A 22657-nucleotide genomic window follows, 5' to 3' on the forward strand; every position below is an offset into this window, starting at 1 on the left:
GTCGGGCGGCGCCGAGAGACATGCCACCCATAATTCTCAGTCTTTATTCTTTGACGCGGTCGCTCATGCGAGCCGGAGTTCAGCCACTGGCGCGTCCGCCGACGCGATCGGTATCCGCGACGCCTGGCTGATCCCCGGGGCAATACCGGGGGCGGAAGCGAGCACCGGCCCGCCATGGCGAAGACTGCCGATTTCCATGAAGGGGCAGACGTCGCCGCCGGCCTCGGCAACCAGCAGCAAGCCGGCAACGCAATCCCAGGAGTTCATGTGCAGCTCGATATAGGCATCGGAACGACCGTCAGCGACATAGGCGAGCGCCAGCGCGCCGGAGCCAGCCCTGCGGACATTGGTGCCGAGCGCCAAGAGGTCGCGGATGGTTTCAAGGTAGATCTCGTTGGACACACGGCCGGACCAGCCCATCTCCACCGACGCAGTCTCGAACGCTGTAGTCGCCGAGACTGTAATCGGCTGGCCGTTGCGGGTCGCACCGACGCCACGCTCGGCAAAATAAAGCTCGTCCAGCGCAGGATTGTAGATGGCGCCGATCTCCGCCCGGCCGTTTTCGATATAGGCGATCGAAATGCAGAAATGCGGGATGCTGCGGGCGAAGTTGGCCGTGCCGTCAACGGGATCGACCACCCAGAGACGATTGCTGATCGAGCCACCGCCTTCCTCACCGAAGAAGCCGTCGTCGGGAAAGTGTTCGGCAATCGCCTTGCGAATATGCGCCTCGGATGCAGCATCCGTCTCGGTCAGAAAGTCCTGCGGACCCTTCATCGAGAAGCCGCGGCTCGCACTCTCCTCGAAGCCCCGCAGCACGAGCGCACCGGCCGACAGGATGACGTCGCGGCAGAGTTTTGCCCGACCCTGCAGATCGTTCGGATAGAATGGTCGTTCCAGGTTCATTCGGGCATGGCTCCTTTGCACACGCGAGCATCTTTGCACACGCGTTCATTGGTGACAAGCCCCATTCCCGGCTTCAATCACGAGGATGGACGGAACGTCTAAGCCACGCGGCCATCGCGGATGATCGAGAAGTAGTCGTCCTGGCCGATCTGTCCGCCCTTGAGTGAGATTTCGAGGCCATCGACAGCGGGATCGTGACTATGCGCGACGCAAAGCGGCGAGCCAGGAGATTGCGGCAGCGGCAACCGCAGCGTCAGGGCGTCAACCGACAGCTTGCCGAGCGCGTGGCTGGACGTGTCGCCGCCGGCGATGACGGCGCGACGAAGGCCGGCACGCGTGACAAGCTGCTGCAGCAGTGCTCCCAACCGCTCCCCAAGCCGATGGCGGGAGCCGTCCTCCAGCGACAGGGCAGCGCCGCGATCGGCCGCCGGCCCGAGCGCCGTATAGAATATCACGCTACGACCGGATGCGAGGCCCTGCAGACCGCGTACGACTGCGGCCTCAAGAGCCGCAGCTCCATCTACGCCCGCAAAATCCACCGCGTCGAGCGCGATGCCTTCGAAACCGTTGTCGACCGCATGACGGATCTGCCGCTCGGTCGTTGGCGACACGCTGCCGGATACGACCGCAATCTGATCGACGCGCCCGACCGCAGCAAAAGTGGGTGCCGCGCGCAGCAGGCCAAGCCGTTGCCATTCCCTCACCAGCGCATACTCCACACCCGACGATCCGCAGACGAACTGGCCAGACGGCGCCTTCAAGCGCCAGAGCTGCCGCCCGACGACCGCCTGGGTCTCTTCATCGGCCACGTCGAACAGAACAATATCGTCGCCGGCTGCAAGAACCCGATCGCTCGCCGCATCCGCGTCGGCCGCCTTAAGCGCCGCAAGGTCGACAAGACCACAGCGAAGTGCCGTCTGCGAAACGAGGTGGAGGCGAACATCCGCCTCGTTCATCGGCGTGACCGGGTGCCGGCTCATGACGGGATGGCGATCGATCCGGTAGGTCTCACCGCGATAGGCGGCAAACAGATTGCCGAACGCGGTATAGCGGCGGATCTGCGGCGCGCCGAGGACGAGCGGCACCGCCGCCGCCCCGAAAATGTCGCGACCGATTTCGATGGCCTTGCCGATGCTGCCGAGCTGCGGGCTGGAATCGAAGGTCGAGCACACCTTGTAATGTGTGATCACCGCACCGAGAGATTTCAGCCAGGCGAAGGCGGGAGCGAGATTGTCATCCATCCAGCCCGGCGTCTGGCTGCGGCTCGTGCCGGCAAGACCGAAGGCACGGCAATGCGAAAAGCGATCAAGGAGTGAAGCATCCGGGATCTTCAGGAACAGCGCCGTGTCGACGCCCTGAGACGCAAGCGCCTCCATCACATCGGTGGAACCGGTCAGGTCGTCGCCGTAAAAGCTGAGCAAAGGTGTCTGCATGGAAGGTCTCGCTGCGATTTGCATTCGCTCAGGCGCCCTTGCCATCGGCGAACTTTTCAAGGGACTGGGCAAGCTCAATGTGGTCGCGGGCATAATCGGCCAACGAGATGCCGGCAACGGCCGCTTCCCAGGCCTGACGAACCGCCCGGACGCCCGCCCCGGCACCGCCGGGGTGGCTGACGATGCCGCCGCCGCAGAGATAGAGAAGGTCCGTCGATCCGCCGGTCCGCATATAGGTGTCGGGGGCCTGACCACCCCATTGCCCGGAGCCGACGACCGGCAGCGGGCAATCCTGCGGCGCAAACAACGGCGTGCTGACGGCCTTGAACGATTTCACGAAGCTGTCGTCCGGCTCCCAGTACTTGACGCGGATGCCATTGATCTGGAACTGATCGACACCGAGCAGGCGCCAGAACTGCTGCCACACGGAAAATTCCATTCCGAGTCCGCCGTGACGGGTCAAGACATCCCAGCCATTGCGGTGGGCGTGCAGGATGAGCTTGGAGCGTTTGCGCAGGAAGGCGACGCCGCCCATGCCGATGGAGTTGATATTGACGACGGCAGCGTTGCCACCGGCAGCAGCAACCAGATCGTGATTGCGCATCATTTCGTCGGGATCAGCGTGCGAGATGCCGAAGGCATACATAACCTTCTTGCCGGTCTTCTGCTCGTGATCGAGGATTTTCGGCATGATCGCCGCAACCCGGTCCTTCAGCGGGGAGTAGGCCGGGCTCATCAGCTTTTCGTCGTCCTTGATGAAATCCACCCCTGAAGACAAAAGTTCGCCCACCAGTTCCGCCGTCTCCTGCGGTCGCAACCCAAGCGCCGGCTTGACGATCGTGCCGATGATCGGCCGCCCCGCAACGCCGGTCAGCCGCCGGCTGCCATCGACACCGAATTGCGGTCCGGGGTGGGCAGCCGCGAACTCTGGCGGCAGTTTCATGTCGACGACGCGGATGCCGGTCATGCCCTTGATCGAATAGACGCCACCAATGGCAATCGTCATCAGCGCCGAAAGGTCGGTGCCAACGGCATCGAGCGGAAAACAGACGTCGACATCCGCCCGGTTGAAGCGCTTCGCCTCCCCGGCTTCCTCCGGCAGAGATGGCCGGTCTGTCGGCTCGAGATGCCGGATGGCGACGACACGCGCGGCCACCCGCGCTTTCAGTTCCTCGGTTTCTCCGGGGACGGCGACGAAGGTCCCGGTCGACTGGTCGCTGGCGATCTTCGCGGCGAGCGCCTCCACGTCGCCGGCGCTCTCTATCCGGTAGGTCATGCGTATCACGGGCGGTTCTCTCTTCGGCTCGAAAGGAGTGGCTCTTGCCATCAAACTGGTATAATGAGTATCTCAGTTGTGCAAGAAGAATCTCTGAGCGGGCGTCGCCATGCGAACCATTCCTTATCCGCTGGAATCGTGCATATAGGACAGACGCTCAGGCACCGGTGGAGTTCACATGATCAGCCAGCCAGAACCCATTGTTCGCAGGAAACTCTCCGACGAGGTTTTCGCCCGTTTGAAGACCTTGATCGAAAGCGGCGAATTGCAGCCCGGCGACGAGATGCCGTCGGAACGCATGCTGATGGAGCGGTTTCAGGTCGGCCGACCGGCGATCCGCGAAGCGATGCAAGCCCTTGCGAATATGGGCCTTGTGGAGATCTCGCATGGCGAACGCGCCAAGGTGCTCAAGCTTACGCCGAAGTCGCTCTTCCGCCAAATGGACGTGGCCGCGAAGATCATGCTGTCGGGTTCCTCGGATTCGCTCGAACATCTGAAGAGCGCGCGCATCTTCTTCGAACGCGGCATGGTGCGCGAAGCCGCGAGCCGCGCAACGGCGGCAGATGTCGCCGCGCTGAAGGACACGCTCGCCCGCCAACGCGACGCGCTTGGCGATTCCGAAACCTTCATCGCCGCCGACATGGCCTTCCATAGCTGCATCGCGCAGATTTCCGGCAACCCCATCTACACCGCCGTCAGCGAAGCGATGCTGGGCTGGCTAAAGGAATACCACACGGAAATGCTGATCTGGACAGGCCGTGAGAACCACACACTCGCCGAGCACGAAGAGATCATCGACTGCATCAGCCGCGGCAATCCCGACGATGCCGAACAGGCGATGATCAAACACCTCGAGCGCTCGCGCGCCCTCTACGCCTTGAAGGGCAAGGCTGAAGGCGCCAACGGCTAACGGGGAATGTCGACGCGGGCAACAGCATAGGCGGGCAACCGGATGCTTTCTCCGCAAAGGTCGACGGCCCTCGGCTCACCGGAGCTCTCTCGCATCCAGTTCTCGTCGAGAACGGTAAGTTTTGACTTACCGATTCGACCGATAGTCACAATCTGAGCCTGCGGACCGATGTTCGCCAGAAGCACCGTTCTGCCGCTATCCGTAACCGCGCCGATACCGACAAGCGCGTCCGCAGCGCTGGTTTCGACCGCCACGCCCGCACGGCCCGACAATTCCGCCAGCCACTTCAGCACGTGAAAGAGCGGACGCTTTCCGCCTTCCCTCACCGGTTCTCCGGCGGCGGCAATCAGACCGAACGGGCCGCAAAGCGTCGAGAGCGTCAGCACCTCCAGCCCGGCATCGGCCACCGTCGCCGCATAGGCAAGCGTCCATGCGGCGCCGAAGAGGGCGTTGTGCCGCGGGTCCCTGTTCGCCATGGCAATCCGCCGGCCAAGCGGGTTGTCCTTGGTGGCGCTGCCATAGGGGTTCTGGCGCATCGCGATCGTCGATGGGCCGATGCGGTAGGGCTTTTCTCCATAGATCGCGCGAACTGAACGCGTCACATGACGCAAGGCTTCGAACGTCTGCATGACACTCAGATCGTCTGCGGCATGGACGATCGGATTGGTGCAATGAGTAAGATAGGACAATGGCTCGGGCGGTACGCGTTTGCGATTGAGCTCGGTGAAGTAGCTGAACATTCCGCCACCAAGCGGCAGTCCGGGAAACGCACGCTGCGCCGCCGCATAGACCGCTTCGAGTGGCGGGCAATCCGGCCAGACACTTCCGGGCGGCGTCGATTGGCGATCGACCGAAGGCGACACCGCAATGCTCGAAAGCGTGAGCCCGGTCTTTTCGACATCAGCCGCGATCGCCCGCAGTTCCTCGTCGAGCGGCTGTCGGCAGGGCAAGACGCACTCGAGGGTCACCTTGGCGCTGCTCGCCTGCGCAATTCTCCGGAAGCCTGAAAGCGCCTCGCTCCCATGACGGGCGCCCGGATCGAAATGGCAGATCAGGTGCCGGGCACCAAGCTCGGTTACGAGACCCGCATGGCGCAGCTCCTCGGTCAGATCCTCCGGACGCAGGCCAAGGCCGATCTCGGGGAGCGTCTGGCCGTTCTCGGCGAGCGAAATCTCGATTGCTCCACCCACCCGTTCATCCGCGACGGCCGACGGAGCGGACTGTGTGATTGTCAGCCGAACCGACTGACGAAGCATTTCGCCCGCCTTCAGCATATAGGGCCAGGGCAGTGCCAGTGGGCGAACATAGGTCTTGTAGGAACCATCCGTCCAATTGCGTTGGTCTTCCATTTCGAAGACATCGCCGGTCATACGGCACTCGGCCGTGACCCCGGGCGCGACCTCATGGGTGATGGCCGAAATGCTCTTGAACGGCTGCCAAGGCTCGATGAAATCAGGAAAAATGGCCCGCTCGATCGTGCCGTCGCCATGCTCTACCGCAACGGGCCTGCCGGCGATGCCCACGACCGGATGAAGCACGACGAACCCGGCGCGCGCCGTCTCAAAATCGCGATCGGGCGTGAACTCCGCGGCAAAAGTGACGGATTGTGGGTCGAGCGCGATCCTCGCATCGCAGCGAAGAACGGCCCCGTCCGGCGCCGCGAACCGGGCCGTGTAGCGGACGGTAGCGTGACCAGCGATTTCCTCGATCTGCACGCCGTCCAGCACCGCTTCGCAGGTGCCCCAATCGCGATCGCGAACGAGGAACGAAATGCCGCGCAGAACCTCCCGTCCGGCAAACCGGATCGTGCGCAGATTGCCGCCCACCAGGTCGACGCTCAGTTGCCCCGCTTGCAGGCGTTGCACGGGCGGCTCGCTCTCGTCGGAACCGAACAGGACAAACGCGCGCGATAGCGTCATCCGAGGAATTCCTCGAGCGGCACGGTGCGCTTTTCCGCTGCGCTGAGATAGGACGCCTCGACCAGTGCAAAGGTCTGCAGGTTGTCGCGACCGGATGTGTCGGGTTCGCGCCCGTCGCGCAGACACTCGACCCAATGCCGCTGAATGAGACCGACGCTTTCCTGAATGTTGTGCCACGGCCGCGAGGCCCAGGGCAGAAGGCGAGGCTGCACGTCGCTCACCTCCGTTCCATCCGGCGAGTGAACGGACAGGCGGTAACTCTGCGACAGGCGGAGCGTGCCCTTGCTGCCATCGACTTCGAGCAAGGTTTCCGGGAAAGGCTCGACCGGCAGCCGGGTCGCATAGCTGCAATCGACGATGGAGGTGATGCCGGCCGCGTGATCGAGCATCATCGTTGCGACATCCTCGCCTGCAATCGCAGGATTGACCCGTCGCGTGCGCGCCGTCACAGCCGTCGCATTGCCAAACAGAAAACGGGCGATATCGAGCGCATGAATGCCGAGATCCTCGATGATGAACCGTTTGCCGGTGGCAAGGTAAGGTTGGCCGGAGAAAACGTCATAGGCAGAGCGGAAGCTGACACGTCCCCAGAAGACTTCGCCAATCGCGCCGCTGTCGATTGCGGCCTTCGCCGCCCGGATCGGCGATTGCCAGCGGAAGTTCTCATGGATCATGAAGGCGACGCCAGCCCGGTCACAGGCAGCGACCATCGCGGCAGCGTCTTCCATTGTCGGCGCGAACGGCTTCTGGCAGATCGTCGCCACGCCGTTTGCCGCCGCCATCTCCACCAGGGGGCGATGGCTGGCAACCGTCGTCGCGATGTCGACGAAATCGAACCCGCCATCGGCAAACAGCGCTTCTGCGGAACTATAGCGTCGCTCAATGCCGAAGGTGTCGCCGACGATCTGCAGCCGCGCCGGATCACGGTCGCAGATCGCGACGATGCGCGCGCCCGCAGCGTCATTCCAGCCGTGCATCTGGTTGACCGCGAAGAAACCGCAACCGATCAGTGCACCTTTCAATTCCGTCATCCTTCAACCCTTCTTCGCAAGCTGCATCAAGGTCACCTGCTGCTGCAGCCGGCGCTGGGCCTGATCGACGACCACCGCGACGATGATCACGATGCCCTTGATGACCATCTGCCAGAAGGAGGAGATCCCCATCATCACGAGCCCGTCCGACAGAATGCCGATGACAAAGGCGCCGATGATCGTGCCACCGATGGTACCGCGCCCGCCGGACATCGACGTGCCGCCGAGAACAGCCGCCGCGATCGCGTTCAGTTCGAACGAATTGCCGGTCGCCGGATGCGACGCCATCAGTTCCGACGAGATCACAAGGCCGACGATCGCCGCGCAGAAGCCCGAGAACATGTAGACGAACATCTTCACCCGGTCGACCCGGATGCCCGACATGCGTGCGGCGCGCTCGTTGCCGCCAACGGCAAAGATGTGGCGGCCGATCGGCGTGTATTTGGCGACATAGGCGGCTGCCAGCGCCACGACGATGAGGATCCAGATCGAAACCGGCAGGCCGAGCACACGCCCCGACCCGAGGAAGGCAAAGCCCGTGGTCGCAAGCTCCGGCTTGCCGACAAGGTTGGGGAACGTCTGGCCGTCCGACGACAGCAGCGCGAACCCGCGTGCAACATAGAGCGTGCCAAGCGTGGCAATGAACGGCGCCACGTTGAGTTTGGTGATCAGCAGACCGTTGATCGCGCCGATTGCGACGCCGACGGCAAGCGTGATCAGGCAAACCTCGACGATGTTGAAGTAGACGGTGAAACCGAACTGCAGGTCGATGCCGTTGAGGATGAGACCGCCGGCCACCATGCCGCAGAGCCCGACGATCGACCCGACCGACAGGTCGATGCCGCCAGTGATGATGACGAAAGTCATGCCCATGGCCAGGAACGCGTTCAGCGCCACGTGCTTGGACATCAGGATGATGTTGGCCGTCGACAGGAAGTTCGGCGCGAAGATCGAGAAGAAAGCGATCACCGCGAACAAGGCGATGAAGGTTCTGAGCTTCATCAGGGTCAACAGGACCGACCCGCTGGAAACGTCCGTCGCGTCGGTGGTCGTGGTTGCCGTCGTCATTGGGCGAGTTCCCTTGTCGTTTTGTGTCCTTCGGCCGAAGCCTTGACGATCAGTTCTTCGGTCGCGTCCCGGCGGTCGATCACGGCGACCAGTCGGCCGTTGCTCATGACCGCGATGCGGTCGGACAGAGCCATCACCTCCTCGAGGTCCGAGGTGGAAAAGAGGATGGCGAGCCCCTCGCCCGCCAGGCGCCGCATCGTGCGAAACACATCCGCCTTGGCCCCGACGTCGATGCCGCGGCTCGGCTCGTCCATCAGCAGAACCTTCGGCTCCGTCATCAGCGCCTTGCCGATGACCACCTTTTGCTGGTTGCCGCCCGACATCGAGGTCACTTCGAAGTCGGGGTTGGGGGCCTTGATGGAGAGATCACGGATCGCCGATTTGATGGCCGACCGCTCGCGCTCGCCGGCGATGTGGAAACCGAAGCGCACGAAACGATCGAGGCTTGCCAGCGTCAGGTTGCTGGCGATCGAGAGCGCCTGGACCAGACCTTCGCGCTGCCGGTCCTCCGGGATCAGCGCCAGGCCCTCCCGGATCCGGCGCGACGTATCGCGACCGGCGACCTCGACGCCACCGACACGAATGCTGCCGGTGGAATGGGCATGCTGGCCCATCACGCATTCGAAGAATTCGCTGCGCCCTGCCCCCATCAATCCATAGATGCCGAGCACTTCACCTGCCCGCACAGAGATCGAGACGTGATCGACAGCAAGACCGCCTGTCTTGCGCGGCAGGCAGATATCCTCTGCACGGAATATTTCCTCGCCGAGGCGATGATCGACGGACTTGGCAAAATCCTTGGCGTCGGAGCCAATCATCGAGCGGACGATCCACTTGGTGTCGATGTCGCGGACCATGGCATGCCCGGTAATCTGGCCGTCGCGCAGGACGGTAATATAGTCGCCGATGCGCATCAGTTCTTCGAGGCGGTGGGAGATGTAGACGATCGCCACCCCTTGCGCCTTCAACTCGCCGATGACCTTGAAGAGCACATCGACTTCGGCCGCCGACAACGCCGATGTCGGTTCGTCGAGAATAAGGATTCGGGTATCGAGCGAGATCGCCTTGGCGATCTCGACCAGTTGCTGCTGGCCGATCGGAAGGTCCTCCACCAGCGTCTCGGCGTTGATGCCGGCGTCGAGCTTGTCGAGGAAATGATTGGCCTTTTCGACCTGTGCGCGATGATCAATGCCGCGAACGCCGCGCATGATCTCGCGCGTGGCAAAGATGTTCTCGGCCACCGACAGGTTGCCGAAAAGATTGAGCTCCTGAAATACCATGCCGATGCCATGACGCTGGGCGTCGGCCGGCGAATGAAACTCGACCTCCTCGCCGTCCATGAGGATCCTTCCGATCGAAGGCTTCTCCACCCCGGCAATGATCCGCATCAACGTCGACTTGCCGGCGCCGTTCTCGCCGACAAGCACGTTCACGGCACCGCGCCGCAGCGCCAGATTGGCATGGCGCACCGCGACGATCCCGGAATAGACCTTGGTCACATCCTCCAGGCGTAGCACGCACGCGTCGTCTTTTCCCGGGTGCATGGTCATTCGCTCACCGTCAACTGAACGGGTACGAACAGCGGCAACTGTCCCTTGGTCGGCAGCGGAAAGGCCCCCAGGGCTTCGATCTTCTTGCCGACGAGCCCGTCGCGCGAGAGTTTTTCCAGAACGAGGCCGTTGACATGGGTGTTGAACGACTTGCCGTACTGCGCCCACTCGATCTGGTTCTTGAATTCGTTGAAATTGACGAAGTCGAGGCTGTCGCGGATCGCCGTGCCGCGGATCGCCGGCCCGATCTGCACGCGGGCATCGGCCTTGCCGTCACCATCCGCGTCGACATCCACATAGGCCGATCGCGATTTCGTTTCGGCTGCAACGATGGTGCCGGTGAGGCGGGTCGCAAACGTCCAGGGCGCGCTTCCCTGCTTTTCCTTGTGGCCGTATTTCGCGCCCGCCGCCTCGGGATTGCCTGAAGCTAGTGCGGCCACCTCCTGAAAGCCGCCGGCCTTCTTGTCGAGGTAGGGCACCACTTTCGTGTCCCAGCTTTCGGCGACCATACGATCGGGATTGAAGCCGCCGGACGCGGCCTCGGCAGCCTCCTCCGCCGTGGGCGTCTTGATGATCTTGCAACCCGACAGAGCGATCGCACAGACAAGTGCAAGCGCAGCCGCGGCCTTCAACTTCGGCATCGAGGACTACTCCGTGACAGGACGATGGCGCGCGATGGCGGTCTGCGTCGTCGCGCGCCTGAAGGATCAGTTGAGGATCAGTCGGCGAGAGCGAAGGTCTCGAGCTGGCCGGCGTTCTCGCTGTTGATCAGCACGCAATCCATCAGCTGCTTTTCTTCCGCCGGACCCTTGCCTGTCGTGATGTAGTCGTGGGCCTGCTGGACTGCCATCTGCGCCTGGGCATAGGCCGGTTGCAGAACGGTCGCCTTGATGCCGCCCGACTTGATCGAATCGCGGACGTCGTTGGAGCCGTCGAAGCCGACGACGATGACGTCCTTGCGCCCGGCCGCCTGAAGCGCGGCGATTGCGCCCATCGCCATGGTGTCGTTGCCGGAGATCACGCCCTTGATATCGGGATTGGCCTGCAGGATGGTCTCCATCTTGCTGTAGCCCTCGGTCTGGCTCCAGTTCGCCGACTGCTGCGCGACCATCTTCATCTCGGGATATTCGCCGATGACGTCGTGGTAACCCTTCGAGCGGATGCCGGCGTTGAGATCGGCCTCGCGGCCAAGCAGCTCGACATAGTTGCCGCTCTCGCCCATCAGGCGGACGAACTCTTCGGCGCCGAGCTGGGCGCCCTGATAGTTGTTGGAGACGATCTGGGAGACGGCGACACCGGTGGCGTTGATCTCACGGTCGATGAGGAAGGAGGGAACGCCCGCATCCTTGGCTTTCTGAACCGCAGCAATCGAGGCTTCGGATCCGGCATTGTCGAGGATGATCGCCTTGGCACCGCGGCCGATGGCGGTGTCGATCAGCTGCGACTGCTTGTTGGCATCGTCGTCATGAACGAGGACGAGGGTCTCGTAGCCCAGTTCCTTGGCCTTGGCCTCGGCACCGACGGCTTCCGCCTTGAAGAACGGGTTGTCATGCGATGGCGTGATGATCGCGATCAAATCAGCGGCATAGGCCGGAATGGCCGAGCCCGCTGCCAGGAACGCCGCAAAGGCGGCGATGGTCATTCTGCGTGTCAGTTTCATCAGTTTTCTCCTCCCAGGTTGAATGGTGATCGGAGCCGCCTCACCGGCTCCGATGTCTCGTGCGCACCATCAGGTGATGCGGCGAATGCTGTCGGTGATTTCCTGTGGCTCGAACACCCGCTTCCAGTCGTCGCGCATCAGCATCGGCTTGCCGAACTCGATCGCCTTGTTGCAGGCATCGGAAAAGACACCTTCGACCTCGTCGAAGATCACCGCGCCGAGCACGTTCATGTGCCCGAGCAGGAAATCCCGCGCCGCTTCGCGCGGCACGCCGCGGGCGATGCATTCGTCCATCGCCTCGCGCATGACGACCAGCAGCGACGCGCATACGGTTTCCGACAGACCGGGCTCCAGCAGGGCCATCTGCTCGACGGTGACGCGGTGAGAGCGCATGACCGGCGCCCATATGAGCTTGGCGATCTCTTCGCCCTTGGCATAGTCGGCCTCAGGCCCCTGCATCAGCGCAGAGACGATATGCTGCTTGGCGGCGATGCCGCCGAAATGATCCTTGCGCGCGGCAAGCTCCGTCTCGTCGTTGAAGATCGGCGGATGGCAGGGATGCGTGACGAAGTAGGTGAGATCGTCGCGCTCGGGCAGGTGGCCGGCGAAAGGTGCTGCCGCATCGAGGACGACGACCATCGTGCCCGGCGCCAATTGATCGACGATGCCTGCTGCAACCTTGCCGATCGCGGTATCCGGCACGGCGAGAATGACGACGTCAGCGCCATCAAGCGCCTGCTCGACATTCACTGTGCTGAGGCCGAGTTCCTTTGCCAGACGCGCGCGGCCAAGCTCGCTCACCTCGACGTGGCGCACATCGAAACGCGAGCCTTTGAGGTTCTTGGCCAGTCGGCAACCCATCTTGCCGCCAGCGCCGAACAAAGCAATCGAGGTCATGTCGTCTCTCCCAATCAGATCCTGTGACCGAAGTCATACGCGCAACTGGTATAATGAGTCAATAAGCATATCATCATCCATTGCGCACTTTCGGGTCAATCGAGGACCAGCATCCGGATTTTTGCATCTTCCGGTGCGCCTCTGCCGAGCTTGTCCTCAAACGTGAGTTTACAAAAGTATTATTATATGATTTTTTGAGTTTGCTGCTGGGAGAGCAGCTTTCTTTGGGAGGAAACCATGAAATTCGCCAAAGCACTCGCGAGTGCAACGATCCTTGCTGCCTGCACGTTCGGCAGCGCATCTGCCGCAGATCTCGTCGTCGGTTTCTCGCAGATCGGCTCGGAGTCCGGCTGGCGCGCGGCGGAGACCACGCTGACGAAGCAGCAGGCTCAAGAGCGCGGCATCGACCTGAAATTCGCCGATGCCCAGCAGAAGCAGGAAAACCAGATCAAGGCGCTGCGCTCCTTCATCGCACAGGGCGTCAATGCCATCCTGCTTGCCCCTGTTGTCGCCACCGGCTGGGACGAAGTCCTTCAGGAAGCCAAGGACGCCGAAATCCCGGTCATCCTGCTCGACCGGACCGTCGACGCCTCCGACGACCTCTATATGACCGCCGTCACCTCGGACCTCGTGCATGAAGGCAATGTCGCCGGCAAGTGGCTTGCCGACACAGTTGCCGGCAAGCCGTGCAACATCGTCGAACTCCAGGGCACGACAGGTTCTTCGCCGGCTATCGACCGCAAGAAGGGCTTCGAGCAGGCCCTTTCCGGCCACGACAACCTGAAGATCGTGCGCAGCCAGACTGGCGATTTCACCCGTACCAAGGGCAAGGAAGTCATGGAAAGCTTCCTCAAGGCCGAGGACGGCGGCAAGAACATCTGTGCACTTTACGCCCATAACGACGACATGGCCGTCGGCGCTATCCAGGCGATCAAGGAAGCCGGCCTGAAGCCGGGCACGGACATCCTCGTGGTCTCAATCGATGCTGTCCCGGATATCTTCCAGGCGATGGCGGCAGGCGAAGCCAATGCGACCGTCGAACTGACGCCGAACATGGCCGGTCCTGCTTTCGACGCGCTCGCCGCGTTCCAGAAGGACGGAACGAAGCCGCCGAAGTGGATCCAGACGGAATCGAAGCTCTACACCCAGGCCGATGATCCGACGAAGATCTACGAAGCCAAGAAGGGACTCGGTTACTGATCCCAGACACGACAGGCGCCGGCGCAAACCGTCGGCACCTGTTGTCGCAAGCCGGGCGATCGGCACCGCGGGTTTGAGCGATGGAACGGGCACGCCCACCTCGTTCTCGCCGCGGGTTGACGTCGGGCCGGCATGCTTTGCTCGAGTACGAGGATCGATGCGAAGCAGGACCGGTGCTTCGGCACGCTGAAGCGATGCGGCGCGCCCATTCGGGCGCTCCGCGTTCCACTCAGGGAGGGATCATGCAGACCATTGGCGACAGCCTGCTTTCCGCGACGCGGATCGACAAGGTTTTCCCCGGCGCAAAGGCGCTGGACAAGGTCGACTTTCATTTGCGTCGTGGCGAGGTTCATGCGCTTCTCGGCGAGAACGGCGCCGGCAAGTCGACGCTTGTCAAATGTCTCACCGGCGCCTATCGGCGCGATGGCGGGACGATCCTGCTCGAGGGTGTCGAGGTGGATCCGCGCGACACGTTCAATGCGCAGAAGCTCGGCATCGGTACCGTCTATCAGGAAGTCAACCTGCTGCCCAATCTGACGGTCGCGGAGAACCTCTTTCTCGGCCGGCAACCGCGCCGGCTGGGGCTCGTCGATGTCGGCGCCATGAACCGCCAGGCGCGCGCGCTGCTTGAAAACTACGAGCTCGATCTCGACGTCACCCGTGCGCTCGACAGCTATTCCGTCGCCATTCAGCAGGTCGTGGCGATCGCCCGTGCCGTCGATCTCTCCGGCAAGGTGCTGATCCTGGACGAGCCGACGGCAAGTCTCGACGCCCACGAGGTCGAGATGCTGTTTCGCATCATCCGCCGGCTGAAGGCCCGCGGGCTCGGCATCGTCTTCATCACCCATTTCCTCGAGCAGGTCTACGAAATCTCCGATCGCATCACCGTGCTGCGCAACGGCCAGCTGGTCGGCACCCGCGACACGGCCACACTCGAGCGGCGCGACCTGATCTCGATGATGATCGGCCGCGAGCTTGCAGCGGAGATCCGCGCAGCGCGCGAAGAGCCCGATGTCACTGGACCGGTGCGCTATCGCTTCAAGGATTACGGCCGCAAGGGCCACATCTCCCCCTTCGACCTCGACGTAAAGGCGGGCGAAGTCGTCGGCATTGCCGGGCTTCTCGGCTCCGGTCGCACGGAGACCGCCGAGATCCTCTTCGGCGCGCACCGCGCCGACAGCGGCACGGCGGAGGTGGACGGCAAACCCGTCCAGCTATCGTCGCCGCGCCGGGCGATCGCGCACCGGTTCGGCTTCTGCCCAGAAGATCGCAAGACCGCCGGCATCGTCGGCGACCTCTCGGTGCGTGAAAACATCGTGCTGGCGTTGCAGGCGCGGCGCGGATGGACCCGACCGATCTCGCGCACCGAACAGAACCGCCTCGCCGACCACTACATCCGCGCGCTCGACATCCGCACGGCCGATCGCGAAAAGCCGATCCGGCTCCTGTCCGGCGGCAACCAGCAGAAGGCCATTCTCGCCCGCTGGCTGGCGACCGAGCCCGAATTCCTGATCCTCGACGAGCCGACGCGCGGCATCGATGTCGGCGCGCATGCCGAGATCGTCCGACTGATCGAGGGCCTGCGCGAGAAAGGCATGTCGCTGCTGGTCATATCGTCGGAGATCGAGGAACTCGTCGCCTATTCGACGCGCATCGTCGTGCTTCGCGACCGCCAGCACGTTGCCGCGCTCGAAGGCAACAGGATCACCGCGGACCAGATCATCGAAGCCATCGCATCGGCGAATGAACGGGGAGCGGCATGACAGCAATACTCAAGAGCTATGCGCTCCGGCTTCTGCCGCAGATCATAGCGCTGGCGGCCATCCTCCTGATGGTATCGTTCGTGTTCCCAGGCTTCTTCCGCCTCGAAATTCAGAACGGCCGCCTTTATGGCAGCCTCATCGACATCCTCAACCGCGGCGCACCCGTGGTGCTGCTCGCGATCGGCATGACCGTCGTCATCGCCACCAAAGGCATCGATCTTTCCGTCGGCGCCGTGATGGCGATCTGCGGAGCGGTGGCCGCCTCGTCGATCACGTCAGGCCACTCGCTGGCGATGACGCTCGTGATCACCCTTGGCACCGGCATCCTCTGCGGCCTATGGAACGGCGTCCTCGTCGCGATACTTGATATCCAGCCGATCATCGCGACGCTTGTGCTGATGGTCGCCGGGCGCGGCATCGCCCAGCTCGTCACCGAAGGCGCCATCCTCACCTTCAACGATCCGGGGCTGATCTTCCTTGGCAGCGGCTCCTTCGCATGGCTGCCCCTGCCCGTGATCATCTGGCTGGTCTTCGGCATTCTGGTCGCGCTGATCGTGCGCAAGACGGCACTTGGCATGCTGATCGAGGCGATCGGCATCAACCGCCAGGCAAGCACGCTCTCCGGCGTGCTGACCCCGGTGCTGCTGATCGCTGCCTATATGTTGTCAGGCCTTTGTGCCGCGATTGCCGGCATCATCGCTGCCGCCGACATCAAGGGCGCCGACGCCAACAATGCCGGGCTCTGGCTCGAACTCGACGCGATCCTGGCCGTGGTCATCGGCGGCACCTCGCTTCTCGGCGGTCGCTTCAGCATCGCAGCCTCCGTGCTCGGTGCAATCATCATTCAGTCGATCAACACCGGCATCCTGCTTTCCGGCTTCCCGCCGGAATTCAACCTGATCATCAAGGCGGCGATCATCGTCTTCATTCTCGTGCTGCAGTCGCCGCCGGTTCGCAACGCCTTCACCTTTGTAGCGCTCCTGCGCGCCAGCAGAAAACCGACGGAGCGGCAAGCGCGATGAAACCGAAATACCTGCCGCTGACCGCAACCATCGTCATTTTCGTGCTGAGCTACGCACTTTGCGCCGCGCAATACCCCAACATCCTGTCGACGCGGGTGATCGGCAACCTTCTGACCGACAATGCCTTTCTCGGCATCGCCGCCGTCGGCATGACCTTTGTTATCCTGTCCGGCGGCATCGACCTGTCGATCGGCTCGGTCATCGCCTTCACCGGGGTGTTTCTGGCTGTTGTGCTGGACAATACCGCTATCCATCCACTGGCGGCTTTCGCCTTGGTGCTCTTGATTACGACGCTTTTCGGTGCGGTGATGGGTGCCATCATTCACTACCTGGAGATGCCCGCCTTCATCGTCACGCTCGCCGGCATGTTTCTGGCGCGGGGCATGGCCTTCGTGCTGTCGATCGACAGCATCGCCATCAAGCACCCGTTCTACGGCACGATGAAAGCGCTCTACTACAAGCTTCCCGGCGGCGGCAGGATAACGCTCATCGGCGGGTTGATGCTGCTGGTCTTCGCCATCGGCATCCTCATTGCCCATCGCACCCGGTTCGGCACCGACGTCTATGCGCTTGGCGGCGGCACAGCCACCGCCAAGCTGATGGGCGTCCCGGTCGGGCGCACCACCATCCTGATCTACGCGTTGTCGGGCCTGCTCGCCGGTCTCTCCGGCATCGTCTTCTCGCTCTACACGTCGGCGGGATATTCGCTTGCGGCTGTTGGCGTCGAGCTCGACGCAATCACCGCGGTGGTCATCGGTGGAACGCTTCTGACCGGCGGTTCCGGTTTCGTCGCGGGCACCTTCATCGGCATTCTCATCCAGGGCCTGATCCAGACCTACATCACCTTTGACGGCTCCCTCTCCAGCTGGTGGACTAAGATCCTGATCGGCCTGCTGCTGTTCGTCTTCATCCTGATGCAGAAGGGCATCGTCTACGTGTCCCGCCGCGAACAGCGGCACGCCTAGGAAAGGACCCCGTTGCACGTCATGTCGCCAGGACGCTTCGCAAGACAACCCGTGAAACGCTCGAGCCACGGCCATGTGGTCGACGAACTCGGGCGCGCGGTGATCGGCGGCGAGTTCGCAGCCGGCGATATTCTGCCGGGGGATGTCGAGCTGGCGGCACGCTTCAAGGTGTCGCGCACAGTGCTTCGCGAGGCTATGAAGACGCTCGCAGCCAAAGGCCTCGTGTTCCCCCGTGCGCGCATCGGCACGCGCGTGATGCCGCAGGCGCATTGGAACCTGTTCGACAGCGACGTGCTTTCCTGGCATTTCAGCGTCGGTGTCGACGAGACGTTCCTCAATCACCTGAGCGAAATCCGGCTGGCGCTCGAACCGTCGGCGGCAGCGCTTGCGGCCGAGCGCGCCTCCGACGCCGACATTGCCCAGATGATGCGGCTTGCCGTTGCCATGGGCAACGACGACCACAGCGCAGAGACACTCGCCCATGCTGACCTGGAGTTCCACCTGCATCTTCTCGATGCATCGCTCAATCCGTTCATGCGGACGGTCGGCAATTTGATCGAGGCGGCGCTGATCGGCGTATTCAAGCTTACCAACCCGAATGCCAACCGTAACGAAATCGACCGTGTCGCCGTGACCCACATCCGCATTGTCGAAGAAATTCGCCGCGGTGACGCCGAGGGCGCCCGGCAGGCGATGGAAGACGTCATCCGGGCGGGCCAGCAGCGACTGATGTCAGACCTGACGGTGCAAGGGCACAGGCCGTCGTAACAGGCCGCGCGTCGCACGCGACCGGTGTCCGAACCCGGACGAAAACACTGTGTCCGCACTCGTACCCCCCCCGCTAATCCTTGCAACTGCCCTTTGCAAAACTTTTAAGATTCCGGCGCATAACGTGCCGCGGAATCCAGGAGTTGACGGTGGAAGCACTACATACCCCGACGATCATGCTGAGCTCTTTCGCCACGCTTGTGGTCTTTGCTGTGTTCTTCGCGCTCGCTTCGCGTCAGGAGCGCAACAGCCTTGAACTGCGGCTGTGGTCCTGTGCGTTTCTGGTCGCGGCTCTGGGGTTTACCCTGCTGGCTCTCAGAGGCCCCGACTATTCCTTCGTCGCCGTTTCGCTGGGCAATGCTCTTGCGGTGCTGGGGATCGCGATGATCTGGCTCGGCTTGCGTGCTTTCGACAATCAGCCACTGAAGATCGCATCCGCCTTGGCCGGACCGGCACTGTGGCTGCTGGTTACCGGCTTTTCCGACTACGTCCAGAATGACGTTACCAGCAGGATCGTGCTGTTTTCGGCGCTGATCTTCGTCTATTCGGCCATGATCGCGGTCGAGATCTTTCGTTCCGACAATTTCCGGAAGCTTCCAAGTTCCTACATCGTTGCGTTTCTCTTCGCGACGCATGGGCTGTTTTATCTGGTGCGCATCCCGCTCATCTTCGTCTGGCCGCTTTTCGGCAACACGGCGTCGGGCGCCGAGCAGCCGCTGTGGTACCAGCTCCTAACGTTCGAGTTGTTCATTCATAGCCTGGCGGGCGGCTTCTCGTTTTTCGCACTGATCAAGGAGCGGACGCAGTACAGGTACAAGCTGGCGTCGGAAACCGATGCCCTGACCGGCGTGCAGAACCGGCGCGCCTTCATGGCAAAACTCGAGACCTACCTTGCGACAAAGCCCGCTGAAGGCGCGTTGATGTACATGGACATCGACCACTTCAAGGCCGTCAACGATCGCTATGGCCACGCGGTCGGCGACAAGGTGCTCATCGAATGTGCCGCCGTCATCTCGCTAGCCGTAGGCGGCCGGGCCTTCCTCGCGCGCATGGGCGGTGAAGAGTTTTCTGCCTGCTTCCCCGGGGTCGACCGGTCGCAGGCCGCAGTGATCGCCGAAGATATCCGCGTTGCCTTCGAGCACGCGCTCGTCAGGGCAGGAAACACCACGCTTTCGGCAACGGTCAGTATCGGCGTCGCCTTTGTCGGCAACGAGCAGGAAGCGAGCGAGCTTCTGTCGTCCGCCGACCGCGCACTCTATGCGGCAAAGGCTGCCGGGAGAAACTCCGTCTGGGTCACCGGCAAGGACGGTGCTGCGCGGTTTGCATCGGGGCTGGCGGCCCAACCGGCCGAGCCGGCGCCTTCCCCGGGGAGGACCGAGAGAGGTTCGATGGCGCACTGCGCCTAGGTGCATCGCACCTGCCTCAATCGTTGCGTCGACGTGATCGAAGGGCCGGTTTTCTTCTCGACCCCTTTGGCAGAAAAGTTGCGACACGATATCAATCTGCCGGGACTCGGGCAGCCTGCAGCGCGCCATGGTCGGGCGATGGAGGTCGGCCGCCGTGCCCAGCCGCCTACTCCTCGGTAAAGATCGGGTCTCGTGTGAACATTCCGCCCTGATAGACGGCAAGTGGAGACGATGGCTCCGGCCGGCCGGGAGACAATTCCAGTTCGGCACGAAAACGTTCGGCATTGTCGCGCGGCCGCCAGCCGAGATAGGCGGCATGACTATTGTCCCACCAGCGGCTGTCATTGTCCGAGATGCCCCAGACGATCGGGCAGCCGAGCATCGGCGCCCGAAACACGGCTGCGATCAGAGCGGCGAAATCGTCATAGGACATCCAGGTCGACAGCATGCGGTGGTTGGTCGGCTTTTCCATGCAGCTGCCGATGCGCACCAGCGCGGTCTCCTGGCCGAACTTTTCGAAGTACATCCGAGCCAGCGCCTCGCCGAAGCATTTCGACACGCCATAGAGGCCATCGGGACGCATCGGCGCATCCGCCGCCACGGGCTCGTCCTGCCGGTAGAAGCCGACCGTATGGTTGGAACTGGCGAACAGAATGCGCGGCTGGCCATGCGCCCGCGCGGCTTCATAAAGATTGTAGAGGCCCAAAAGGTTCGCATTGAGGATCTTGGAAAACTTGTCCTCGACCGAAATGCCGCCCAGATGAAGAACGGCGTCGCAACCCTCGACCAACCGATCGACGGCCGCCGCATCGCCGAGATCGCAGGTCATGATCTCCTCGTGTGGCGCCGCGCTGCCGAGATCGGCAATATCCGAGACGCGCACGACCTCGGCCAGATGGGCAATACGCGGCCGCATGGCACGGCCCAGTGCCCCCGCGGCCCCGGTGATCAACAATCGCTTCAAGTCACATCCTCCGCCGCCGGCGCGCTGTCGGTCCGGCTATCGATACATTGCATTTGAGCCCAACTCATCATACATGTTGGTGCAATTGCGTCAATAAATCGGTCCTGTGATGCCATAGGCCGAATAATCTGGCATATGGGTGGAGCAAAGAGAGCTGACGTGACGGCCAATGGCCACGAGAAGGAGACGAGATGAGTGTTCAAACGAAGCTGGAGCCGGGCACCGGAACAGGCACGTTGACCTCGAGGCTTGGCGACACTTTGCGACGGGCAATAACCGGGGGGCAATTCCCACCAGGCAGCAAGTTACCAAGCGAGGCGCAACTCTCAGAGATCCATGGCGTCAGCCGAACGGTCGTGCGCGAGGCGATCGCAGCTCTTCGAGCGGACCGCCTGGTCGAGCCGCGCCAGGGTGCTGGCGTCTTCGTCCTCGACACGCCGCCCGTTGCCGGCGCCGCACCGCTTTTCCTTCAGGACGTTGATCCGGTGCGCGTATCCTCGATGATCGAACTCCTGGAACTGCGCACGGCGGTCGAGGTGGAAGCCGCGGGGCTTGCGGCCCTGCGCCGCTCGCCGGCACAGGAAGAGGTGATCATCGAACGGCACTATGCGGTGCGCGCCTGCCTGAATGCCGGCATCTCCAGCGTCGAGGCCGACTTCGCCCTGCATCTCGCCATAGCCGAGGCCACCAACAACCCGCGGTTCCGCGAATTCCTGGCCATGATCGGGCGCAACGTCATCCCGCGCGGCGCCCTGCGCAACGACGACAGCGAGCAGGACCAATCCGCCTACATCGCCATGCTCGACAACGAGCATAACGACATCGTCTTCGCCATATCCAACGGCGACGAAGAAGGCGCCCGCGAGGCGATGCGGCGTCATCTGCGCGGCAGCCAGGCGCGTTACCGCACACTGCTTCGCGAACAGCGCGCACCTGTACGATAATTCATTGACATAAACCCATCATACATGTACGACAACTTTGCCAGAGGAGGCAGGCAGGGGAATCGAGCATGACGCCGCAAGAAATCAAGGCCGCGCTTGGCGCCGGCCTGTTGTCATTCCCCGTGACGCATTTCGATGCCGAGCGAAAATTCCATTCAGAGAGCTACCGCCGCCATGTCGAATGGCTGTCCGGTTTCGACGCCCCGGTGCTGTTTGCCGCCGGCGGGACCGGCGAATTCTTTTCGCTTTCGCCGAAGGAAATTCCCGGCATCGTCTCCGCCGCGAAAGAGGCGGCTGGCAAGACCGCGATCGTTTCGGGATGCGGTTTCGGCACCGAGATCGGCGTCGAACTGGCGCGCGCGGCCGAAAAATCCGGCGCCGACGGCATCCTGCTTCTGCCGCATTACATGATCGACGCGCCGCAGGAGGGGCTCTTCGTTCATGTGAGAGAAATCTGCCGGTCGGTCGGCATTGGCGTCATGGTCTATAACCGCGACAATTCGGTGCTGACCGTCGACACCCTGAAACGCCTTTGCGACGAATGCCCCAACCTCATCGGCTTCAAGGATGGAACGGGCGATATCGGCCTTATCCGCCAGATTACCGCGACGATGGGCGACCGCCTCACCTATCTCGGCGGCATGCCGACGGCCGAGCTGTTTGCCGAAGCCTATCTCGGCGCCGGCTTCACCACCTATTCCTCGGCGGTCTTCAATTTCGTGCCCGGGCTCGCCGTCGAATTCTACAAGGCATTGCGCGCCGGCAACCGCGTGCGTTGCGAGGAGATCCTGCGCGATTTCTTCTACCCCTTCATGGCCATTCGCAACCGCCGCAAGGGCTACGCCGTCGCCGCGATCAAGGCCGGCGTCCGGCTGCAGGGTTTCGATGCGGGTGGGGTTCGGCCGCCGCTCGACGACCTGACAGCCCAGGAAGAAGACATGCTCGCAACGCTTATCGCACCCTGGAAACGCTAGG

General features: G+C 62.7%; 20 protein-coding genes. 9 read left to right on the forward strand and 11 right to left on the reverse strand.

Annotation, left to right across the window (positions count from 1 at the left end; translation table 11 throughout):
* Positions 1-63: 63 nt before the first annotated feature.
* The 3 genes from LPJGGPFB_RS16730 to oiaX form a co-directional block, all read right to left on the reverse strand.
* Positions 64-906 (reverse strand): inositol monophosphatase family protein, encoded by an 843-nt coding sequence (locus LPJGGPFB_RS16730; RefSeq protein ID WP_427858271.1) that lies wholly within the window; start codon positions 904-906, stop codon positions 64-66.
* Positions 907-1004: 98 nt separating this feature from the next.
* A complete protein-coding gene (locus tag LPJGGPFB_RS16735) occupies positions 1005-2339 on the reverse strand; it encodes a four-carbon acid sugar kinase family protein (protein WP_173421101.1) in 1335 nt (444 codons plus the stop codon).
* Between the two features lie 28 nt (positions 2340-2367).
* The gene (gene oiaX, locus LPJGGPFB_RS16740; protein WP_173421102.1) at positions 2368-3624 is read right to left on the reverse strand and encodes a 3-oxo-isoapionate-4-phosphate decarboxylase OiaX; all 1257 of its coding nucleotides are present in this window, start codon (positions 3622-3624) and stop codon (positions 2368-2370) included.
* Positions 3625-3793: 169 nt separating this feature from the next.
* Here oiaX and LPJGGPFB_RS16745 point away from each other — a divergent pair, with 169 nt between their 5' ends.
* Positions 3794-4525: a transcriptional regulator NanR gene (locus LPJGGPFB_RS16745; protein WP_173421103.1), complete on the forward strand. Its 732-nt coding sequence runs from the start codon at positions 3794-3796 to the stop codon at positions 4523-4525.
* Here the strand turns inward: LPJGGPFB_RS16745 and apnL are convergent.
* The 7 genes from apnL to LPJGGPFB_RS16780 all read right to left on the reverse strand — a co-directional run bounded on the left by apnL (position 4522) and on the right by LPJGGPFB_RS16780 (position 12650).
* Complete coding sequence (apnL, locus tag LPJGGPFB_RS16750) at positions 4522-6444, reverse strand: D-apionate lactonase (RefSeq protein ID WP_173421104.1); 1923 nt, start codon at positions 6442-6444, stop codon at positions 4522-4524. The genes LPJGGPFB_RS16745 and apnL overlap by 4 nt on opposite strands.
* Positions 6441-7475 (reverse strand): Gfo/Idh/MocA family protein, encoded by a 1035-nt coding sequence (locus LPJGGPFB_RS16755; RefSeq protein WP_173421105.1) that lies wholly within the window; start codon positions 7473-7475, stop codon positions 6441-6443. The genes apnL and LPJGGPFB_RS16755 overlap by 4 nt, the downstream gene beginning before the upstream one ends.
* A gap of 3 nt (positions 7476-7478) precedes the next feature.
* Positions 7479-8543, reverse strand: a complete 1065-nt coding sequence (locus tag LPJGGPFB_RS16760) for an ABC transporter permease (RefSeq protein ID WP_173421106.1) — start codon at positions 8541-8543, stop codon at positions 7479-7481.
* Positions 8540-10093 (reverse strand): sugar ABC transporter ATP-binding protein, encoded by a 1554-nt coding sequence (locus tag LPJGGPFB_RS16765; protein WP_173421107.1) that lies wholly within the window; start codon positions 10091-10093, stop codon positions 8540-8542. Before LPJGGPFB_RS16765 ends, LPJGGPFB_RS16760 begins: the two co-directional genes overlap by 4 nt.
* Positions 10090-10734 (reverse strand): DUF2291 family protein, encoded by a 645-nt coding sequence (locus LPJGGPFB_RS16770; protein WP_173421108.1) that lies wholly within the window; start codon positions 10732-10734, stop codon positions 10090-10092. The genes LPJGGPFB_RS16765 and LPJGGPFB_RS16770 overlap by 4 nt, the downstream gene beginning before the upstream one ends.
* Positions 10735-10811: 77 nt before the next feature.
* A complete protein-coding gene (locus LPJGGPFB_RS16775) occupies positions 10812-11753 on the reverse strand; it encodes a D-ribose ABC transporter substrate-binding protein (RefSeq protein WP_173421109.1) in 942 nt (313 codons plus the stop codon).
* Between the two features lie 69 nt (positions 11754-11822).
* Complete coding sequence (locus LPJGGPFB_RS16780; protein WP_173421110.1) at positions 11823-12650, reverse strand: phosphogluconate dehydrogenase C-terminal domain-containing protein; 828 nt, start codon at positions 12648-12650, stop codon at positions 11823-11825.
* Between the two features lie 237 nt (positions 12651-12887).
* Between LPJGGPFB_RS16780 and ytfQ the strand changes: the two genes are divergently transcribed.
* The 6 genes from ytfQ (at position 12888) to LPJGGPFB_RS33465 (ending at position 19774) form a co-directional block, all read left to right on the forward strand.
* On the forward strand, positions 12888-13850 hold the full coding sequence (ytfQ, locus tag LPJGGPFB_RS16785) for a galactofuranose ABC transporter, galactofuranose-binding protein YtfQ (protein WP_173421111.1): 963 nt from the start codon (positions 12888-12890) through the stop codon (positions 13848-13850).
* A 242-nt stretch (positions 13851-14092) separates the two neighbouring features.
* Entirely contained in the window at positions 14093-15613 is a 1521-nt protein-coding gene (ytfR, locus tag LPJGGPFB_RS16790) for a galactofuranose ABC transporter, ATP-binding protein YtfR (protein WP_173421112.1), read from the forward strand.
* Complete coding sequence (locus LPJGGPFB_RS16795) at positions 15610-16635, forward strand: ABC transporter permease (RefSeq protein ID WP_173421113.1); 1026 nt, start codon at positions 15610-15612, stop codon at positions 16633-16635. Before ytfR ends, LPJGGPFB_RS16795 begins: the two co-directional genes overlap by 4 nt.
* The gene (yjfF, locus tag LPJGGPFB_RS16800; RefSeq protein WP_173421114.1) at positions 16632-17600 is read left to right on the forward strand and encodes a galactofuranose ABC transporter, permease protein YjfF; all 969 of its coding nucleotides are present in this window, start codon (positions 16632-16634) and stop codon (positions 17598-17600) included. The genes LPJGGPFB_RS16795 and yjfF overlap by 4 nt, the downstream gene beginning before the upstream one ends.
* A 21-nt stretch (positions 17601-17621) precedes the next feature.
* Positions 17622-18368 (forward strand): FadR/GntR family transcriptional regulator, encoded by a 747-nt coding sequence (locus tag LPJGGPFB_RS16805; RefSeq protein WP_173421115.1) that lies wholly within the window; start codon positions 17622-17624, stop codon positions 18366-18368.
* Between the two features lie 149 nt (positions 18369-18517).
* Positions 18518-19774 carry a diguanylate cyclase gene (locus LPJGGPFB_RS33465; protein WP_173421116.1) on the forward strand — a complete coding sequence of 419 codons (1257 nt, stop codon included), beginning with the start codon at positions 18518-18520 and terminating at the stop codon, positions 19772-19774.
* Positions 19775-19940: 166 nt separating this feature from the next.
* Here the strand turns inward: LPJGGPFB_RS33465 and LPJGGPFB_RS16815 are convergent, their stop codons facing one another.
* Positions 19941-20738, reverse strand: a complete 798-nt coding sequence (locus tag LPJGGPFB_RS16815; protein WP_173421117.1) for an NAD-dependent epimerase/dehydratase family protein — start codon at positions 20736-20738, stop codon at positions 19941-19943.
* 191 nt (positions 20739-20929) lie between these two features.
* Between LPJGGPFB_RS16815 and LPJGGPFB_RS16820 the strand changes: the two genes are divergently transcribed.
* Both LPJGGPFB_RS16820 and kdgD read left to right on the forward strand, forming a co-directional pair.
* Positions 20930-21682, forward strand: a complete 753-nt coding sequence (locus LPJGGPFB_RS16820; protein WP_173421118.1) for a FadR/GntR family transcriptional regulator — start codon at positions 20930-20932, stop codon at positions 21680-21682.
* 68 nt (positions 21683-21750) lie between these two features.
* Positions 21751-22656 (forward strand): 5-dehydro-4-deoxyglucarate dehydratase, encoded by a 906-nt coding sequence (gene kdgD / locus LPJGGPFB_RS16825; RefSeq protein ID WP_173421119.1) that lies wholly within the window; start codon positions 21751-21753, stop codon positions 22654-22656.
* Position 22657: the final 1 nt, after the last annotated feature.

The organism is Ensifer adhaerens, assembly GCF_013283195.1.
In the GTDB taxonomy this organism is placed as follows: Bacteria; Pseudomonadota; Alphaproteobacteria; order Rhizobiales; family Rhizobiaceae; genus Ensifer; species Ensifer adhaerens_G.

Excerpts from the sequence above, each read along its gene's own strand:
- LPJGGPFB_RS16730 (WP_427858271.1), bottom strand. The coding sequence starts at position 906 with ATGAACCTGGAACGACCATTCTATCCGAACGATCTGCAGGGTCGGGCA.
- LPJGGPFB_RS16735 (WP_173421101.1), bottom strand. The coding sequence starts at position 2,339 with ATGCAGACACCTTTGCTCAGCTTTTACGGCGACGACCTGACCGGTTCC.
- LPJGGPFB_RS16745 (WP_173421103.1), top strand. The coding sequence starts at position 3,794 with ATGATCAGCCAGCCAGAACCCATTGTTCGCAGGAAACTCTCCGACGAG.
- apnL (WP_173421104.1), bottom strand. The coding sequence starts at position 6,444 with ATGACGCTATCGCGCGCGTTTGTCCTGTTCGGTTCCGACGAGAGCGAG.
- LPJGGPFB_RS16755 (WP_173421105.1), bottom strand. The coding sequence starts at position 7,475 with ATGACGGAATTGAAAGGTGCACTGATCGGTTGCGGTTTCTTCGCGGTC.
- LPJGGPFB_RS16760 (WP_173421106.1), bottom strand. The coding sequence starts at position 8,543 with ATGACGACGGCAACCACGACCACCGACGCGACGGACGTTTCCAGCGGG.
- LPJGGPFB_RS16765 (WP_173421107.1), bottom strand. The coding sequence starts at position 10,093 with ATGACCATGCACCCGGGAAAAGACGACGCGTGCGTGCTACGCCTGGAG.
- LPJGGPFB_RS16770 (WP_173421108.1), bottom strand. The coding sequence starts at position 10,734 with ATGCCGAAGTTGAAGGCCGCGGCTGCGCTTGCACTTGTCTGTGCGATC.
- LPJGGPFB_RS16775 (WP_173421109.1), bottom strand. The coding sequence starts at position 11,753 with ATGAAACTGACACGCAGAATGACCATCGCCGCCTTTGCGGCGTTCCTG.
- LPJGGPFB_RS16780 (WP_173421110.1), bottom strand. The coding sequence starts at position 12,650 with ATGACCTCGATTGCTTTGTTCGGCGCTGGCGGCAAGATGGGTTGCCGA.
- ytfQ (WP_173421111.1), top strand. The coding sequence starts at position 12,888 with ATGAAATTCGCCAAAGCACTCGCGAGTGCAACGATCCTTGCTGCCTGC.
- ytfR (WP_173421112.1), top strand. The coding sequence starts at position 14,093 with ATGCAGACCATTGGCGACAGCCTGCTTTCCGCGACGCGGATCGACAAG.
- LPJGGPFB_RS16795 (WP_173421113.1), top strand. The coding sequence starts at position 15,610 with ATGACAGCAATACTCAAGAGCTATGCGCTCCGGCTTCTGCCGCAGATC.
- yjfF (WP_173421114.1), top strand. The coding sequence starts at position 16,632 with ATGAAACCGAAATACCTGCCGCTGACCGCAACCATCGTCATTTTCGTG.
- LPJGGPFB_RS16805 (WP_173421115.1), top strand. The coding sequence starts at position 17,622 with ATGTCGCCAGGACGCTTCGCAAGACAACCCGTGAAACGCTCGAGCCAC.
- LPJGGPFB_RS16820 (WP_173421118.1), top strand. The coding sequence starts at position 20,930 with ATGAGTGTTCAAACGAAGCTGGAGCCGGGCACCGGAACAGGCACGTTG.
- kdgD (WP_173421119.1), top strand. The coding sequence starts at position 21,751 with ATGACGCCGCAAGAAATCAAGGCCGCGCTTGGCGCCGGCCTGTTGTCA.